General features: G+C 25.9%; 20 protein-coding genes. 16 read left to right on the top strand and 4 right to left on the bottom strand.

Annotation, left to right across the window (positions count from 1 at the left end; genetic code table 4):
* Nucleotides 1-26 precede the first annotated feature (26 nt).
* Nucleotides 27-290: a hypothetical protein gene (locus ACJA23_RS01440; protein WP_406614606.1), complete on the bottom strand. Its 264-nt coding sequence runs from the start codon at nt 288-290 to the stop codon at nt 27-29.
* A 382-nt stretch (nt 291-672) separates the two neighbouring features.
* Here ACJA23_RS01440 and ACJA23_RS01435 point away from each other — a divergent pair, with 382 nt between their 5' ends.
* The 7 genes from ACJA23_RS01435 (at nt 673) to ACJA23_RS01405 (ending at nt 7,992) form a co-directional block, all read left to right on the top strand.
* Nucleotides 673-837, top strand: a complete 165-nt coding sequence (locus ACJA23_RS01435; protein WP_406614604.1) for a hypothetical protein — start codon at nt 673-675, stop codon at nt 835-837.
* 223 nt (nt 838-1,060) lie between these two features.
* Nucleotides 1,061-3,244: an AAA family ATPase gene (locus tag ACJA23_RS01430; protein ID WP_406614602.1), complete on the top strand. Its 2,184-nt coding sequence runs from the start codon at nt 1,061-1,063 to the stop codon at nt 3,242-3,244.
* Nucleotides 3,237-4,400, top strand: coding sequence for a hypothetical protein (locus ACJA23_RS01425; RefSeq protein ID WP_406614600.1), 1,164 nt, complete (start codon nt 3,237-3,239; stop codon nt 4,398-4,400). The genes ACJA23_RS01430 and ACJA23_RS01425 overlap by 8 nt, the downstream gene beginning before the upstream one ends.
* On the top strand, nt 4,396-4,773 hold the full coding sequence (locus ACJA23_RS01420; RefSeq protein ID WP_406614745.1) for a S16 family serine protease: 378 nt from the start codon (nt 4,396-4,398) through the stop codon (nt 4,771-4,773). Before ACJA23_RS01425 ends, ACJA23_RS01420 begins: the two co-directional genes overlap by 5 nt.
* 113 nt (nt 4,774-4,886) lie before the next feature.
* On the top strand, nt 4,887-5,846 hold the full coding sequence (locus ACJA23_RS01415; RefSeq protein WP_406614598.1) for a hypothetical protein: 960 nt from the start codon (nt 4,887-4,889) through the stop codon (nt 5,844-5,846).
* A 278-nt stretch (nt 5,847-6,124) separates the two neighbouring features.
* Entirely contained in the window at nt 6,125-7,321 is a 1,197-nt protein-coding gene (locus ACJA23_RS01410) for a hypothetical protein (RefSeq protein ID WP_406614596.1), read from the top strand.
* A 467-nt stretch (nt 7,322-7,788) separates the two neighbouring features.
* The gene (locus ACJA23_RS01405; protein WP_406614594.1) at nt 7,789-7,992 is read left to right on the top strand and encodes a helix-turn-helix domain-containing protein; all 204 of its coding nucleotides are present in this window, start codon (nt 7,789-7,791) and stop codon (nt 7,990-7,992) included.
* Between the two features lie 49 nt (nt 7,993-8,041).
* Here ACJA23_RS01405 and ACJA23_RS01400 read toward each other — a convergent pair whose 3' ends face one another.
* The gene (locus ACJA23_RS01400; RefSeq protein WP_406614765.1) at nt 8,042-8,203 is read right to left on the bottom strand and encodes a hypothetical protein; all 162 of its coding nucleotides are present in this window, start codon (nt 8,201-8,203) and stop codon (nt 8,042-8,044) included.
* Here ACJA23_RS01400 and ACJA23_RS01395 point away from each other — a divergent pair.
* The 6 genes from ACJA23_RS01395 to ACJA23_RS01370 all read left to right on the top strand — a co-directional run bounded on the left by ACJA23_RS01395 (nt 8,127) and on the right by ACJA23_RS01370 (nt 12,354).
* The gene (locus ACJA23_RS01395) at nt 8,127-8,312 is read left to right on the top strand and encodes a DNA cytosine methyltransferase (protein ID WP_406614743.1); all 186 of its coding nucleotides are present in this window, start codon (nt 8,127-8,129) and stop codon (nt 8,310-8,312) included. The two genes, ACJA23_RS01400 and ACJA23_RS01395, sit on opposite strands and share 77 nt — an antisense overlap.
* A 63-nt stretch (nt 8,313-8,375) precedes the next feature.
* The gene (locus tag ACJA23_RS01390; RefSeq protein ID WP_406614592.1) at nt 8,376-8,621 is read left to right on the top strand and encodes an adenine-specific methyltransferase EcoRI family protein; all 246 of its coding nucleotides are present in this window, start codon (nt 8,376-8,378) and stop codon (nt 8,619-8,621) included.
* Between the two features lie 36 nt (nt 8,622-8,657).
* Nucleotides 8,658-9,311: an adenine-specific methyltransferase EcoRI family protein gene (locus ACJA23_RS01385; protein ID WP_406614590.1), complete on the top strand. Its 654-nt coding sequence runs from the start codon at nt 8,658-8,660 to the stop codon at nt 9,309-9,311.
* Nucleotides 9,301-10,428 carry an HNH endonuclease family protein gene (locus ACJA23_RS01380; protein WP_406614588.1) on the top strand — a complete coding sequence of 376 codons (1,128 nt, stop codon included), beginning with the start codon at nt 9,301-9,303 and terminating at the stop codon, nt 10,426-10,428. Before ACJA23_RS01385 ends, ACJA23_RS01380 begins: the two co-directional genes overlap by 11 nt.
* Before the next feature lie 9 nt (nt 10,429-10,437).
* Complete coding sequence (locus tag ACJA23_RS01375; protein WP_406614586.1) at nt 10,438-11,469, top strand: DUF262 domain-containing protein; 1,032 nt, start codon at nt 10,438-10,440, stop codon at nt 11,467-11,469.
* A gap of 24 nt (nt 11,470-11,493) precedes the next feature.
* Entirely contained in the window at nt 11,494-12,354 is an 861-nt protein-coding gene (locus ACJA23_RS01370; RefSeq protein WP_406614584.1) for a hypothetical protein, read from the top strand.
* A gap of 112 nt (nt 12,355-12,466) precedes the next feature.
* Here the strand turns inward: ACJA23_RS01370 and gpmI are convergent, their stop codons facing one another.
* A complete protein-coding gene (gpmI, locus tag ACJA23_RS01365; RefSeq protein WP_406614582.1) occupies nt 12,467-13,972 on the bottom strand; it encodes a 2,3-bisphosphoglycerate-independent phosphoglycerate mutase in 1,506 nt (501 codons plus the stop codon).
* Nucleotides 13,973-14,238: 266 nt separating this feature from the next.
* Between gpmI and ACJA23_RS01360 the strand changes: the two genes are divergently transcribed.
* From ACJA23_RS01360 to ACJA23_RS01350, 3 genes are read left to right on the top strand one after another with little or no spacing between them, the layout of a single operon-like run.
* Nucleotides 14,239-14,703: a hypothetical protein gene (locus tag ACJA23_RS01360; RefSeq protein ID WP_406614580.1), complete on the top strand. Its 465-nt coding sequence runs from the start codon at nt 14,239-14,241 to the stop codon at nt 14,701-14,703.
* Entirely contained in the window at nt 14,703-15,206 is a 504-nt protein-coding gene (locus tag ACJA23_RS01355; protein WP_406614578.1) for a hypothetical protein, read from the top strand. The genes ACJA23_RS01360 and ACJA23_RS01355 overlap by 1 nt, the downstream gene beginning before the upstream one ends.
* A complete protein-coding gene (locus ACJA23_RS01350; protein ID WP_406614576.1) occupies nt 15,190-15,603 on the top strand; it encodes a hypothetical protein in 414 nt (137 codons plus the stop codon). Before ACJA23_RS01355 ends, ACJA23_RS01350 begins: the two co-directional genes overlap by 17 nt.
* A gap of 32 nt (nt 15,604-15,635) precedes the next feature.
* Here the strand turns inward: ACJA23_RS01350 and ACJA23_RS01345 are convergent, their stop codons facing one another.
* Nucleotides 15,636-17,696: an endonuclease gene (locus ACJA23_RS01345; RefSeq protein WP_406614574.1), complete on the bottom strand. Its 2,061-nt coding sequence runs from the start codon at nt 17,694-17,696 to the stop codon at nt 15,636-15,638.
* Between the last annotated feature and the right edge of the window lie 64 nt (nt 17,697-17,760).

Here is a 17,760-nt window from a genome sequence, read left to right as displayed (position 1 = left end):
GTTTTAATGGGTTGTTTATAAATGATTTATTGTCATCTTTTTTCTAAAAGAGCAATTGTATCTTTAGCTTCCCCGGAAGCTGAATCGAAAGTAAAGCCTACTTTAACTCTTTGTATTAATAATCTGTAAGCGCTTTCAAATTCAAACGTAGATGTATTTTTATCGTTAAAAAGTAGTTCTAACATCTTTTTAATTAATTCTTTTTGATCTTTATTTAATTGTTTAGAACTAATATCATCAACTTTTTTGAGATATAAATTTAACGATTCTTCTTTCTTAAAGTTTTGCATAATCCTCCGTTATTATATTTATTCTGTTTATTTAATTTTATTAAAAAAATAACATTCAAATTTAATTTGTTCAATATTTATAAATTACGCGAAATGAAGTTAAAAAATTCAGCACTTATACATTGAAAGAAATTAATGGATACAAACTCATAAAAATTTACAAATATAATATGTGTCTTAAATTACAAATTTATCATTTTCATTAAAAAATAAGTGACATGTGCGCTTAATCCAAAAAAATGAAAATAACTTACTATACTATAATATATTAGAATTAACAATATTGTAAAAAGAATATTTTAAATTATAGTGCCCCTTAAAAAATCAATTATTCATTTTATTCGCATTTGTGTCATTCGAAAAAAACACGCATAATATAGGTATGAAAAACAAAAAAGGAGGCATTATTATGTCGCAAAAAAATAATAATAAAAATACAAAAAAGAATATTTTTGATTACAATCATTTTTCTCAAGTTTGTTCTATGGCGAAAAGTTATCAAAATAGTTTAATTCGAGCATTTGATTTAGAACAGATAAAAAAATAATAAGTGAAATCTCTAATGAAAGTTTTAATGATTATGAGAGTTTTCTTAATTCGGTTTCTTCTAAAATGGAAAAATTTTGAAGAAAAAAATATGGTATCGATTTATATTCAGATATAAATGTTTCATTGCCTTTTAGTGAAGATCTTTACAATGCTATTAAATATAAAAAAAAATTGTAGTTGTAGGTAAAGATTCTATCGCAAAATATTCTCAAATCGAAAATATGCTTAAAAGAATAAAATCCGAAGATGACACTTTTAATTATAAACTTAAATCAATCGATACTAGTGTAGCCGATATGAACACTTGAGGTGGACTTAATACAGTAATCGCCACAAACTTTGGAGGCAAATGAGACAGTCAAAGTAAGCATGGAAACATACATAAATATTTAATTGTTAATAAATTATCAATATATGTAAATTGGGGTCAAAATAAAGAAGATAAATCAACAACCCCATTTGAAGAAGTCACTTTTACTGATTTTGATGGTACTTTAATAACTTTAGAAAGTGAAGAAGGGCTTTCAACACTTAAATCATCTAAATGTTTAACTGATGATAGATGAACGGTTGTTCGTTTAAACTCTGATGAATATACATTAGATCAAATACAAGAAATAATTAATGTACAGCTTAATAGAATATATAAAGACTCAAGTGTTAATGTTGAATTGAATGAAAATTGAATCGAAGAATTTGAAACTTTTAATGACTTTTTATATCCTAATAGAGACAATATCTTTACATTTATACTTAAATGCGCAGAATTAGAATACAAAAATAAAAAATCTAATAAAAATGCGAAAGTTTCATTAGATCAAAATATTAAATTAGTCTCAGAATTATTAATCGAAATAATAAATTATTATTTAAATCTAAATCAAAAGATTAATGACAAAGTTAATGAGATTATGAAAAAAGATACTGAAAAGTTATTAAAAGTTTGACAAGAGGATGATATAGAAAATATTATCATGAAAGTATCTTATGCAAAAAAAGACCAAATATTTAATCAAGGTATATCAGATCAAGTAATTAAGCATTCACGATTATTAGATTATAAATTAGTTTATACTGATGAATCGAATCTTGAATATTATTGCAGTGAAGAATTGATTTCTTATATGAACTATATAAATAAATTAGATAAAACATACAAAGATGTAATAAAAGAGTTAACTAATCAAAAAAATATTTTAAACGATGAAGAATTAATAAATATGTTAATTCCAACAACAAGTGATAATAAGCTAGATCAAAAAATAGCAAAAATATTAGAAATTAATAAAAATAATATAATGCCTCCAGGATTTATTTATTCTAGTTGAGACTTTGCAAATGTCTTAACTATTCAAATAAATGTATTGTCTCTCTTAATAAGCATTTCAAAATTGTTTATAGAACAAAAAAGAGAACCTTTAAATATAGAAACGGAAACCGTTTTAAAATATTTTAAAACTTGTTATCCTAAAATGATATTTCCATACGATAGAATTAATAAATCGGAAGATTATAAAAGCTTTGAGAACAAAATTAAAAATATTTCACAAAGCATCAAAAAAGAATTATTTTTCCAAGATGAACAAATTGATAAAGCTGTTCAACCAATAATGAATAAAATTATGTTCCAAATGAATAAAAATAAACCTTGAGCTGCATATTTATTTGGAGGGCCAACAGGTGTAGGTAAAACCAAATTATCACAATTATTATCTGAACACTTATTTGATGAAAAAGAAATAATTATTGTGAATATGGCTGAATATAATGGCTCATCTAGCAAAAGCTTAATAAGTAAAACTGGTGACTTATCAACTAAGTTAAGAACGAATCCTCAATCGGTAGTAGTTTTCGACGAAATTGAAAAAGCTTCACAGTCCACAATAGATAACTTATTGCAAATCTTAGGTGCTGGTTATTTTAAAAACTCTGATGATGAATATATTAGTTTAAAAAATGCAATAGTTATTTGTACAACTAACTTATGCAGTGAATTAGAAGAGTATAAAGTATATTACGATTATGATCGAAATGCTTGAAATGATTTACTTTTTTCAAGTGGAAAATTACGTCGTGAAATACTAGGTCGTTTCGATAAGATAATAATGTTTAATTACTTAGATGATGAAAGATTGTATCAATTATTTAAATTCAAATTTAATAAGACAATTAAAGAATTATTTAAAAAAATAGACTTTAAATTTGATGTTAAATTAGATGATTCTATAAACGATTATTTATCTAAAAATGTTGATCTAGAAAAAAAGGGTGCACGTTCGATTGAATCATTAATTGATAATGATTTATTAACGGCCTTAAGTAATTTTTTAATACACACAAATAATATTGATAAAAACTTAATAATTCATTATAAAAACGGTAAATTGGAGGTTGCTTATGAATAATGAAGCTATAACATCTAAATTGATTGAAACTGCAAAATCAAACAGTATCAGTAAAAAAGACGATGCTTATTCTTTTAAACAAGAAGAAATAAAAAATAATTCAAAAAGAATACAAATTTATAAAGAGTTATTAAAAGAAAATGACTATAAATCAAATTCTTTTGAAAAAACTAAAGAAATTTTTGAAAATGAATTTTATTCAAGACAAGAAATAAAAAATACATTTTTAGATTTAACTAAGAAAAATCAACTTATTAATAAAACATTCGTAATTGAAGGTGATGAACATAAATCCATAAAATATTTAGCCAAAGTTTTATCAAAAGCACTTAATTATGAATTTTGTGAGATATTAACTGACGAATTAGATAAAAAGACAATCAGTAATAACGTTAATGAATTTACTGAAATTCTGTTAAAAAAGAAACCAACAATAGTTTATGTCAATTCAGAAAAAAATCCTGCATTAGCAACAAGTTTAATCTCTAAAATTAAGGATAATAATATACTTGAGTTTTATGATCAATTCTTAGATATTAACTTAAAGTTAGAAAACTGTATTTTAATTATTCATACTGATAATGATTATAAATATCAAAATAATTTAAAAAATTATTCAAAAATAAATTTTAAAAACTATTCTTATGTCGAATTTAAATATTTAATTGAAAATTACGTTATACCTAAATTTGAAAAGCAATATAAATTAAAGATTGAAAATATAAAAGAAAAATATAGCGAGATCTTTGATAGAACATGAACGGGTGTATCTTTTGATCACGCTTATAATGATTTAAAATCATTTTATACGGACATGAGAAATAAGTTTATAGATGATGAAAATAATATTGTATTAACAGATGAAATTTTAAATGAATGATACTATGAAAAAGACTTTTTAGAATCAGCAACTTATGAAAATAATACAAAAGTTGGTGTTTGCAATATAATCGGTGTTAACTTTAAAAATAAAGGTATTTTAAATAAATTAGAAGTAAGTGAAAACTTTATTGATCCTGATAAAAATATAAGCCTTTATATTAATAAAAATCACGATGATTTTGATACTAATATTTCCTTTGAAATAGCAAACAAAGTGGCAATTGATTTTGCTATAAGAACAATAGGAAATACCTCCGAGCTAAAAAAAAATTAATCAAAATAAAATTATTAGTGTTAGTGAAATTCGAGCAAAATTTCAAGGCAATTCAGCAGGTATTAGCATTACAACAGCTTTATTATCTTATTATTTAGATATCCCAATTAATAATAATATCGCTTTTACAGGAGCTATTGCACCAGAAGAAAGTGTGAAAGCAATTGGAGGATTGGAATACAAATTATTAGCATGTAATGACTCAAATATTGAAACTGTTTTTATTCCATATGAAAATAAAATGGATTATGAAAAAATCAAAAAAGACATAGATTTAAAATTTGAGGTTGTATTAGTTAAAAAATACGAAGAAATCTTTGATAGATTATTTAAAAATAATAAATCAAAGCTATTAAAAAAAATAAATAAATAAGTCGTCTATTTAAGACGATTTATTTTTGGAGAAGTACTTCTTTATTAATCTATATTAATTAAATTAATATATCCATGTTAAAATTTATATAAAGAAATTATAAAGGACAGAATATGAAAAAAGACTGAGAATTAAGACTGAAAAACAAATATAAAATTCTATTCATTGACGGTGAGTCATTATTTAATCAAGTTTATACAACATATATTCAAAATAACTTATTAAATAATAAAGATTTTAACCAATTTGACCCTGAAACAGGCGAAATAGGAGATATTCTTGTAAAAAATTTAGACAAATTATTTAATTTATTTTTCATGATAATTTCTAGATCTCAAAACTTAGACCTTTTTCATAATTTCACAAACGGTACTCCTCCTGAAGAAATTTCAGAATTTCAAAATACTAATGAAAAAAATTCAAACTTTATAAAAAAAACCCCTAATAAAATACATGAACCATTCAATTCGTTATATCGAGAAATTGAACAAATAGTTCGTAAAAATATTGATGAATCAGAAGAAGATCAAGTAAAAATAAATTTGAACTTATCAAAATTATTGGCTAATATAGGTGAATATGTTGAAAAATTACATGCGAATTTGTATAATGATTTTTCACAAATTTTTATAGCTTTTAATTGAACAACAAAAGCAGAAAATCATGAAATATTGAATCAAAATATAAGAAATATTATTTTGAATGAGATGAATAAAGCAAATTATTTTGATGTTTTTAACAAAAACATTTTATGTGACTTTTCAAAGAGCTTCACAAAGGATAAGAATAAAGTTATAAGTGATGCAAATAATGAAAGTATTTTATATTGTGATACATTAACCCATTTAAGAATTAATAGCTCGAAAAAATTTTCTCAATATAATTATGTAATTGATCAAGATAAAACCAATAATAGACAAAGATATTTATACGATAATATAAGAAAGCACTTTATCAATTTATTAAAATATTTTGGTTTTAATCTTATTAGTATTCCTTATTTTGAATCACTTGATACTATTAGCTCATATATATCTATTATGAAATCGGATAATCCAATTTTAAAAAGGTAGATTTCTTTGATTTTGATTTAATAAACCCTGGAATTCTTTATGCCAAATATAATAACATTCAAATACCAATCGAATTTCATATTTTTAGTAATAATCATTTATCCAGAAGTTTAATTGCTAGCGATGTAATTAGATTTTATTGAAATAGAGAACAAAATAAATTCATATACGAAAATCTACAAAAATTTATGGATCTATATAAATTTAGCCCTAAGTTATATTCGCAATATAATTTTTTAACTTTTGGATCATTTGCTAATAATAATTTTGAGCAAAAAATGATTGGTGGCTTCGAACACAAAAGTGCAATAGAATTTTTACATACATATAAATCTATCGATAATTTTGAATATTTATGTGATATGTTTTGGAAAGTTCATTATATTACTCCGTTTAGTAAAAATGCAGGAATAAAACAAAGTTGTAATGCGAATTATAAAAATAAATATCATATAGTTTGCGATTTTGATGTTATTTCAAGCTTAGAAGAAAAAGATAAATTAAAACAGCTTCACGATAAACTTTTTAAATTTACACATGTAGAGTTAGAAAACTTTATTAAGTTTTATAAAAAAATTTATATGCTAACTGAAGAAGATATGTTTAATAAACATAAACAAAGAAATAATAATTTAAGTTTAACATCAGATTTCGATGATACATTTTCAGATGTCTTACGAAATAATATCACTTTAACAATAAGTGAATTAAAGAATTCAGGTGGACATTATGAAAACAATTCTTCTAGATTAAAATGAACACAAGAATTTTATATTCCAGAATTACACCAAATAGCATTTTTTGCTAATTTATTTTCACCAATAAAACTTAATTCTTATTATTTTAATCAAATAATATTTAAATTTTTAGATAAAACTTTTTTACAAGACAGTAAATACAATTTTATGAAAGAATGTAAAAATTATAGTATTAAATCTAAGATATTTAAAAGTTTATGAAACATTTATTTTAAATCAAACAATCATATCTTCAAGAAATACAATAAATATTTAAGAAATTTAAAAAGAAAAATCGGTTTAGGATATAATCCAGAAACAGAAAAAATGGTATTTAAAACTGTTTTTGTATTTTGAAATAATGATCTAGAATTCAGCAAATACTTAATAAATTTTGAACCAAATGAAAGACCAGAATATAAAAATGGAATGAGTTTAATTCGTCAAATATTAAACTTTGAATCCAAGAATGAATTCAATAAACAAATCTATACACATATGTGCTTTAAGTTTAAGGAAACAGAATTAAATCTTAAATTATATAAAAGTTATATTTTTAACCTACTGAACTATGACTTATATAGTTTAAATTGATTGAAGCAATTATTTATAACTTCAATACATTTGGAATTAAAAGAGTGAGTAGTTAATAAAACTTTTCTTGAAACTGATTCAACTCTAAGCAAGTATTATGACTATAAAGGAAACAATGATGATCTTAGTTTCATTATAGAATAAATTTTTAAACACATTCACATTAAACATAAAAGATATATCCACATAAAAGATATATCTTTTTTGTTATTATAAAATTATCTTTTGATGCTGTTTCATAGGTCTTTTGGTCACTGATTTAATTTTATAAACAAAAGTATTAAATTATGATTAACATAAAGTTTTTTATCGTGTAATAGTAATAATGAATTGCCTGGCGATATGTTAATCATTTTGATTAATTTATAAATGATTATGGTTTTTTTAAAAAATCGTATTTTTGTTTTTCAGTTCACAATAGAGAAACTAGTAAAAAGCGAAAGAAAAATCACTGTTTTTTTTCTTCAAAATTAAGAAAAAAGTGTATTTTTCGTCCTCTTGCTTACCAAGCGACATCACAGCTTTAAAGGTAAAAATGAATATTTGAAAAAGTGAAAATAATATTTATTTTTATAAATTAATTTTAATATAATTATAAAAAAGAGGCATATATGCAAATTACTTATAAAAAACTTTGGAAATTATTAATAGATAAAAATTTAAAGAAAACTGATTTGATAAATTTAGCCAAAATTAGTTCTGTTACTCTTTCAAGATTAAGTAAAGATGAAAGTGTATCTGTGGAAACGCTAAATCGAATATGCAAAGCCTTGGATTGTCAAATTGGTGATATTATTAGTTCAAAGGATGAATAAATGAATGTAATTGATTTGTTTGCAGGATATGGTGGCTTAAGCTTAGGTTTTAAATAGCTGAATTTAAGATACCGTTAGCTATTGAAATGAATGCTTGAGCATCACGAACATATAAATTTAATCTTCAGAATACCATGATACTAACTTGTGATATCACAACGATAACAGACCCTTTAGCACTGCTAGATAAAAAGATTGAAATAGATCGCATACTCGGAGGAGACCCATGCCATGGTTTTTCTTTAAGTGGTAAACGAGACAAAAATAACCCTAGAAATAGTTTGTTTTTGAATTTTATTTCGTATGTCAAAGCGTATTAACCTAAATTTTTTATCATGGAAAATGTTCCTGAATAAAATAATAATTATGGAGAATTTATAATCATGAAGAAAAATAGTAATTTAACTAAAGCTAAAAACGCTAAAAATGACGAGTTCTATACTCAATATAACGATGTAGCTAGTGAGTTAATGAATTATGAAGAGCAACTTCGAAACAAAGCCATTCTTTGTCCGTGTGATTACGATTTTGATAAACTACCGAAAGAGCAACAAGAAGAATTTTTTAATAACGGCTATGTAAGTGGTATTAAAGATAACTTCGCTTTTAGTCAGTTTTTTCATAGTTAAAACGATAAAAACAACCCTAACAACTGAAACAACAAGTTGTATTTTACATACTACGATATTGATACTAATGAAGGAACAAAGTTCCAAGATAGTATCAAAGAATTCGCTAATAAACACCCTGACGGTATCGTAATAACTAACCCTCCATTTTCGTTATTTAGGGAGTTTGTTGAAGTATTAATGGAATGTAATCTTAAATTCTTAATTGTAGGTAATAAAAACGCTATTACCTACAAAGAAGTATTCAAATATATTAAAGCAAACAGATTATGATTAGGGTACACTGGGGTTAAAAATTTCAAAGAACCTAGTGGTGATATCAAAACATTCGGTAATGTGGGCTGATTTACTAATCTTGATGTAATTACCCGAGAAGAAGAATACCCTTTATCAGCCAGATACGATAAAGACTTATACCCTAAATACGATAATTACTATGCTATTAATGTCGATAAGGTTAAAGAGATACCATATGACTATGAAGGTTATATGGGAATACCGATAACCTTTTTAGATAAGTATAACCCAAAGCAATTTGAGATATGTGGAACAACCGAGGTTGAAGGGTATCGAGTAGGACTAGACCCAAGCAGCACTAAAAAACAAGCTTATATAGGTAATCGCGCCGTTTTCAAAAGATTACTAATTAAAAACCTTCAAGTAAGAAAGGATGAGGAAAATGACAATTAAAGAATTAGTAGATAAATGCATAAAAGGTATTATCACAAGCGATATCTCAATGCAAAGAGATATTGTTTGAAACAAAGAAAAACAAGAAAAAGTAATCGATAGCGTTCTTAACGATATTCCACTCCCAGCTATTTATCTATATAAAATAAGGGACGATAAAGACGAAGTAAGTGAAGATAAATACGAAGTATTAGACGGAAAACAAAGAATAGAAGCTTTTAGAAAGTTTCGCAATAACGAGATAAGTTATCAAAATAAAACTTATTACTATTGAGGTCAAAGCAAAGAAGGAAGAGACTTACAAGAAAAGTTCGAAAATACAGAGTTAACTATTATTAATGTCGAAGGCGATGATAACTTAAAAAGAGAAACTTTTTATCGGATTAATGCATTAGGAGTACCTTTAAATAATTATGAGATTATCAACGGACTAGTTAATAATACTTTTTTAAAAGAACTAAACCAATACGCTAAAGATAATAAGGTTTTAAAAGTGATTTACGGGGAAGTAAATAGTAGAGGTAAGTATCAATATGAGATATTAAAATACTTATTTAATAAAAACGAACCAACCGAGTTAGCCAAAATTATTGAAAGCCAAGCACATTTTATTCCAGATGAGTTAAATAAAATTTATAACTTTATTAATGATTTTTTTATTAAACAAAAGAAAGCGATTTTATTTACCAAACAATTACTAGAACTAACCAAAGAACATAAGTGATATAACTTAAAGTTGATTTTATTACCTCATAAGATAATCATTAACGAAACAATTAAAAAATTCCATGACGAAAACAAAAAGATTAAATTCACTGACAAAGAGAAAAAAACTTTTATTTATGAACTAATTAGTGCTTATCAAAATAATCTAGAACTAGATACTAAAAGGTTATTTAGTAAAGAAGATAAAGCCAAATTATTTAATCAAGAAAAATTTATAAGCCAAAATGATGCAACCCTAGAAGTAGCCAAATGTAAACTTTGTGAACACGAATTTTTACTTGAAGATTTAGAAGTTGACCATATTAAAGCTTGAAGTAAAGGTGGAAGAACAGAACTAAACAACGCTCAACTATTATGTAAAAGTTGTAATATCAAAAAAAGTAATAACTAAAGCGACATTATGAAGTACGAATTTTTAAGTATAAAAGATATTTTTGATGAATATAAGGTTATAAATGTACCTTATTATCAAAGAGATTATGTATGAGGACATAAAAACGAAGGTAGAAACTTATATAAGTTTATCAATGATATTTTTACTCAATATGATAAACACCCTGCTTCTGATTATTTTATTGGAACACTTGCTTTTTGTTCAGCAAAAGTTCATGATGTAATTGATGGTCAACAAAGAATTACATCATTAGTTTTAATACTATCTGTGTTAGTTAAAAGATGTTCACAGAAAAAAATTGATGAACACGAGAAATTTTTAATGCAGGGTGATAAGTTTGTTATTCAAGAAGAAGATTACTTAACAGAAGAAATAAAAAGTTGTTTAGGTCTTCCTAATAATTTCAGAACTCAAGGGTATAGAGTAGATATTAGTAAAACAATTGATAAAATTAAAGCCCAAATTAAAAATGCTTGAGGAGAATATACAACTAACTGATATGACGGTTTATATGATTACATTTTTAACAAAGTAAAATGTATTTCACTAGTATATTCTAATATTGCTGATTCGTTAAAATACTTCTTAAATATTAACTCTTTATCAATTGAGCTAACTCAAAGCGATATATTCTATTCAATCTTGTCACAATCTTTAAGAATCACTAATAATACTCATAGTATTTTTACTATTAAAGAAAAAATCAGTGCTCTAGCTAAATATAAAGGTTTAGATAAGGATTTAGACAAATACAACGCATACAACCTAGGTGATGATAAAGGTGTTGTTAATATTATTGCTATTTTCTTGTTTTCATATTACCAAGTAGATGAAAATATTACTTTATTAAACGAAACAGGTATTGGTAAATGATTATCATTTTACAAAAACGAAGTGTTTAATGATCAATTAGAAGCAAAAGAATTTGTTGATAAGTTTTTACAATACTTAGTTGACTTCGAACACATTTATAAAACATTCTCAAATTATGATTCAAATTTAGAAGTAGAATCACCAATTTATACATCATGAATTTAGCTCCAATATGAAGGCTTTTCTGATATGTTGAAGTTTTTAATCGAAGTATTCAGAAAAAGACACAACTACATTGATCATAAACAGATGCTATATGCAGCTGGAACTAATAAAATTGATAGTCAAGAACTAAAAGAAATAGCTAAAAGATTAAACTTAATCATAATAGGTAATTACTTTAGAAATTCAAATAAAAGACTTGATAATTTTATTACCAGTATTTCATTAAATTCTTCAAACAATTACAAACAATCAATTGACGATATTATTATAGACATATCAAGCTCAATTGATTCAGTATTTAATTTAACTTATAATGATAAAAAGAATGTCTCTAATTTAAAAATTAAAGACGAATCACGTGCTATTAAAGTTATTTTAGCTTTACAGCAATCACTTTTAAATGATAAAGCAAACACCAAAGAACCATTTAATGAATACTTAAAAAGTATTTTGTTAGAAAATAATTTTACTATCGAGCACTTGCTTAGTGTTCAAGAATATCGCGATGCAGAAAGACTTGAAAATTGAAGAAGCAAAAAGAATAAATTTCATAATGAAGAAGACTTTGATAGAGAAAGAACTAAGTTCGAAAACCTTTCTTTATTAAGTAGATCAAGTAATTCATCTGCAAGTGATGATGTGCTTTATGAAAAATTGGATAAATATAAAACAGCAAAAAATATACGTGGTTCAGAATTTGAATATTTAATTCAATCACTAGCTGAAAATTCAGAATATTACCATAATCTTAATATTAACGCTCTTGGATTACCAAATAGAGAAATACAAAACATTGAAGGAAACACTTGAGAATTATCTCCAAACAACAGAGAATTCAACATTCAATTATTAGAATTAGTAGTTGATTTAATTGCTAAAATGTAATTGTTTAATTTTCTATACATCATATGTGTGCGCATATGATGTTTTTTATATGATTTATTTGTTTACAACAAAAATATAAAAAAACCAGCACATTAGTACTGGTTAAATTGTATTACTTAACTAAAAGTGATTCTTCATCCATTTCTTTTGGTTTTGCAATTCCTACATATTCTAAAACTGTTGGAGCAACATTAGCTAATTTACCATCTTTTAATTTAACTGATTTGTCTGTACAAATTAGCATTACTGGGCTACTTGTATGTTTTGTAGCTGGTTTACCGTTTTCATCTTCTGTAATTTCAGCATTTCCGTGGTCAGCTGTAATAAATACTGTTACATTATTTTGCTCGGCTCAATCAACAATTCTTTTAATTTGTTTATCTAAAAAGCTTACAGCTTCAATAGTCGATTTTAAATTTCCAGTGTGTCCTACCATATCTGGGTTTGCGAAGTTCATGATTGTAACATCATAGTTTAAAGCATTAGCTAATAACTCATCTGTAATACCTTCAGCTGACATATGAGGGGCATCAGCGTATGATTCAACTTTTAGAGATGGAACCATGATTCTGTGTGAGTTTTTGTATTCAACATCAACACCACCGTCCATAAAGAATGTAACATGAGCGTATTTTTGTGTTTCAGCAATTCTTAATTGCTTTTTACCTGCTAATTCTAATACTTTACCAATTGGCATTGGAATTAACATTTCATCAAAAGCTACAACTGTTTGTAATCCTTCATATTTCATCATTGAAACAAAAACATTGATTTTTAACGGATGCGCTGGTTTTTCTTCGTATAAACTTGATCCAATAAATAAGTGTGTTAGCTGTCTAGCACGGTCTGGACGGAAGTTAAAGAAAATAATTGAATCTCCATCTTTCGCGAATGCACTTTGAGGCGCTTTAGCATTTACAGCTGGTACAAAAAACTCATCTGTAATATCGCTTGCGTATTGACTCTCTGCATAATCAACAGCATTTTGGTAACTAGTAGTTGAATGACCTGTGATAGCGTCATAAGCTTTCATAACTCTATCAAACATTTTATCACGATCCATCGCATAAAATCTACCAGAAACACTAGCGATTGTGTAACCATATTTATCACAAATAGCTTGTAATTTTTCCATTGAGCTTTTAATTGATTTAGGCGCAACATCTCTACCATCACCAAATACGTGCACAGAAACATTTTTAAGCCCATAGTTATGCGCAGCATCTAATAACGCAAATAAGTGGTCTTCTAATGAGTGAACTCCACCTGGTGATAATAATCCCATTAAGTGTAAAGTAGAATTATTTTTCTTTACATCTTCAAAAGCTTTAACAAATGCTTCAGTATGCGGATATGTTCCATCACTTAAAGCTTTTTTAATTAGCGATAGACCTGTATAAACAACTGTTCCAGCTCCAATATTTAAATGACCTACTTCTGAGTTTCCCATTTGTCCTTCAGGTAAACCAACAAATTCTCCTGAAGCTTGAATTAAACTATTTGGATAGTTAGCAAAAAGATTATCAAATGTTGGTGTATCAGCTAAAGCAAACCCATTACCTTGAGTTTCTTTTCTTAAACCTAAACCATCGATAACGATTAAAACGGTTTTTTTCATAGAACTCCTTTAATATCTAAATTTTAAGTATTTCAATTATATTACTTTTTATGCTAAATAATGCACTACAAAGCAATTTTTATAGCTAATTGTAGCTCTTTATTCAACTAAATTGCTCCACTTTGCTAAACCTTTATTTTTTAGTGTTCTCTTGCGCTACTTTTCTTAACATTAATTTTTAAAAAGTTAAATATTTAACTAAAAAACTTGTGTGTTAGCTTTGTATTCATTGCTAAAAAGGGTTAAAAATATAATAAAATATAAGCATGAAAGAAGTGACAAAATATCTTAATAAACTCTTAAATAAAGAAAAATTCAGATGAAAACTTTATAAAATTCTCGACATCATTTTTTCAACTTTAATTTTGTTGATGAACTTAACTACCATTTCATTAGCAATTTATACTTTAGTTATATTAGTAGATAAACAACAACATTCAGGAAAAAGTTTTGACTTTTCGATCTATATATTAGTAACTTTAGTAGTTTTAATTTTACTTTCGTTTATTTTGACCATTACCCTTGCGATTTACAAGCAAAACACAAGGCAAAATGAATATAATAAGATTTATAACACTTTAAAACACTTAGAAATTAAGTATTACGCTAATAAGTTTGACCGTGAAACATTTGAAAAGTATTTAAATATGCTTTGAGAAAATTCAAAACACAAGCGTAAATTAGTGATTACCAAAATCATAGCTTCAGAACTGAAAAAAGGAGGAAAATAATGCTTACACCAATGAGACAATACATTAAGCTCAAACGTAAATACCGTAAAGAAAAAACTATTTATGGAGTTTTATACTATGTGTTAAATTTAGTTATTTTATCAACTACTTTTGCTGTTGGTATTTTATCAATTCACTTTCTAGCTGGTATTAACAATTATTTTCCTAAAGGTGTAGTTAATACTTATAAAAATCCAGTGTTAGACACTCCTGGTTTTTATCCAATTTTAACTACTTCAATTAGTGCTGGAATTGGTCTTATTTCAGGTTTACTATCATTCTTTGTGGTTTCTAAAAAATACCAAAATGCATGTAGATATCTAAAGCATATTAATATGGAAGAAATCTTATTTAAAAACAATCTATTTGTCTATAAAGATGCTCCAAGTAAAGTAGCCAAAGAATTTAGACTATATCGAAGAAGTATTACAATAGCTGAATACGACTTTTATCGTGAACAAGATTTTATGGAAGGGTTACCTAAAGATGAAAAAAAACAATAAAAACTTATCTGTTGAAGCTCTTGAAGAAAAAAGAGTTTTATCAAAAGCTAGTAAATACCGTATGATCTTTTACAAAAAGTTCATCATTAGTCGGACAACTTTCATTTTTTTAAGTGTTATTATTTTAATTATTTCTTCAACTATTATGGTCTTAAACTTAAGTTCAATTCGTTTTAACCAACACCCAATTGAAACACTAGGTTTATTTATTGGTATTGCGACAATTAACGTTATGACTACTTTTGTAATCACTATTCAATCATTTTTAAACATTACCGATGCTAAAAGTAAAGTTGAAAACAAAATTGAAAACATTAAAAACTCTTTAGAAACATTAAAAGAACAAACTGATGTAACTCAAGAAGATGTCGATTTATTAAGTGAAATCTTTAATTAAAAATTAGCAACCTTAATTGCTAATTTTTTTTACTATTTTTGTCTAGCATCAATTAAAACACCACGATTTACAAATGGAATATTTTTATAAATTGAATCTAGTAAATTAGGATAATCAATAAATGGATTTCTTAATCCGCCTTGTGATCTAGCACTTTCATTGTTTCTCGTAATATCAAACTTATCAACTGGATCAATTTTGTTTCACTTACTATAAACTTGTTTATAGTGTTCATTTAGATTTAAGTTATTTGGACTAAATACTTCTCTAGCATTGGCTGTTTGAGTTATATTTTTATTTCCATAAGCTGCAGCAAAGTAGAAATAAGCTCTAGATATATCACCCTTAAATGAATTAATTGGTTCAAATACCATTTGATTAGCTGAATTTCTACCTAATTTTGAGCCATTTCTTGATGTAGTTGAAACGCTAGTTACAACATCATGAGGGTAATTACCCCTCATCGCATTAACTTTTATATCAGTAGGTCAAACATGGTTTACATCAGAAACCATTGGTGCAGCTTTACCAAATCAAGATTGAGGAATTAGGTGTTCTCTATTTGTTCCTGTTCCTTCTTCCCTTCCGCTTCCACCTTTATAAGTTGGATATTCATAAGGGTCAGCACCGTTAGGATTTTCACTATAAACATCTAAAATTGAATTATCTTTTTCGTAGTATAAATCTTTGAAAGCGTTAGTGTTTGAGTAAATACTTTTCAAGTCATTATATGAGCCAATACCACTACTTTTTGAAGCTAATAATTTATTAATAGCCGTAAGCAATTCTTGACCGCTTTTACCTTCAAGAGAACTGTAATAATTATCATTTGCATTATAAATATATTCATAACTATTTACAGTTATATTTTCAGTTCTAATATTTGAATTATTTGATGAATTAGTATCTGTTGTTGTATTTGAACTACTACTATTTTCATCTCTTGCAGCTTCATTATTAGTTTTAACTCCTGGTAATTTAATTGAGATTGTAATTGTATCTGAAGCTAGTGTAGAAAATGGGTTATTGTCAAAAATTGAAACAGGTAAAAGTTTTAGGTTAATTGTTGCTGTATTAGTTTGTTTATCATAAGCAAAAACAATATGTCTAAATGGTTTATTTGATCTTGTTGTAACTCTATCACCAGAAACTATTGCTAAACCATATTTTGATGCGTTTAAATCAGTGAAAACATAGTCTCTACCATATGAAGTATCTACATATAACTCACCACTATCATTATCTGAATGTATTTGTGTTCCAAAATTAGAATTATATGGTGTTGTAGCTTCTTCCATAAAAACAGTTTGTGCTTCTTTGTCTTTAAATAATAATTTCAGAGTTTTGTTTTCAAAACTTGATAAAAACGCTTCAACTGCTACTTTAGATCTAGCATCATCAGCCTCATTAATTACACTGCTTAATTTATCTTCTAGAGCTTTAATTTCAGCACTAGTTTTATTAGTTGAATTTGCTAAAAATTCTTTTACTTCGTCAAAAACAGCAACAACTTTTGCTCTAATTGATTTAAATGCTTCGATATCTTCACTAAATTGGTCTAAAATATATGACTTTTGCTTATATCATTCGATAATTTTCTCAAGATTAGTATTAGATGCAGTTGGCTGGATATCAATTTCAACAGCTTCATCTAAAGCTGTTTTTAAAGCTGCATGCAATTCTTTTTGAGCTTCTTCTAATTCATTTAGTTGAGAATTTTGATTGTTTTTAACTTCTAAAGCTTTATTAAAAGCATTTTCTAATTTAGTCTTTACAGCTTGATATTTTCCATCAGTATATTTAGCTAATCGAGCATCTTTTTTACTGATTTCTAGATCTAATCTTGTTTTTGCAAGCATTTTTAGTGCTTCACTAGAAGCAACATTACCAGTTACATCCTCGTTGTTTTTAGCTAATTCAGTTGCGTTATTTGAACCACTTGCACTAGTTTTTTCAGTATTTTGGTTATTTAGTTCTGATTTATTAACTTGTTTATCTTTTTGATCAGTATTTAAATCAGTACAACTAGTTAAAGTGATTAATGGAACTGAAAGGGTTAAAATTGAGCCTAAAATTTTTGATAGTTTTTTCATGATTATTACCTTGTATAAAAATTTTAAAAGTTTTTTGATTTAATGTAATAAAAATCATGCTTAT

This window comes from Mycoplasma corogypsi (assembly GCF_045276875.1).
In the GTDB taxonomy this organism is placed as follows: domain Bacteria; phylum Bacillota_I; class Bacilli_A; order Mycoplasmatales; family Metamycoplasmataceae; genus Mycoplasmopsis; species Mycoplasmopsis corogypsi.
The sequence above is the reverse complement of the archived record's forward strand: the minus strand, read 5'-3'. Positions and strand labels throughout refer to the sequence as shown.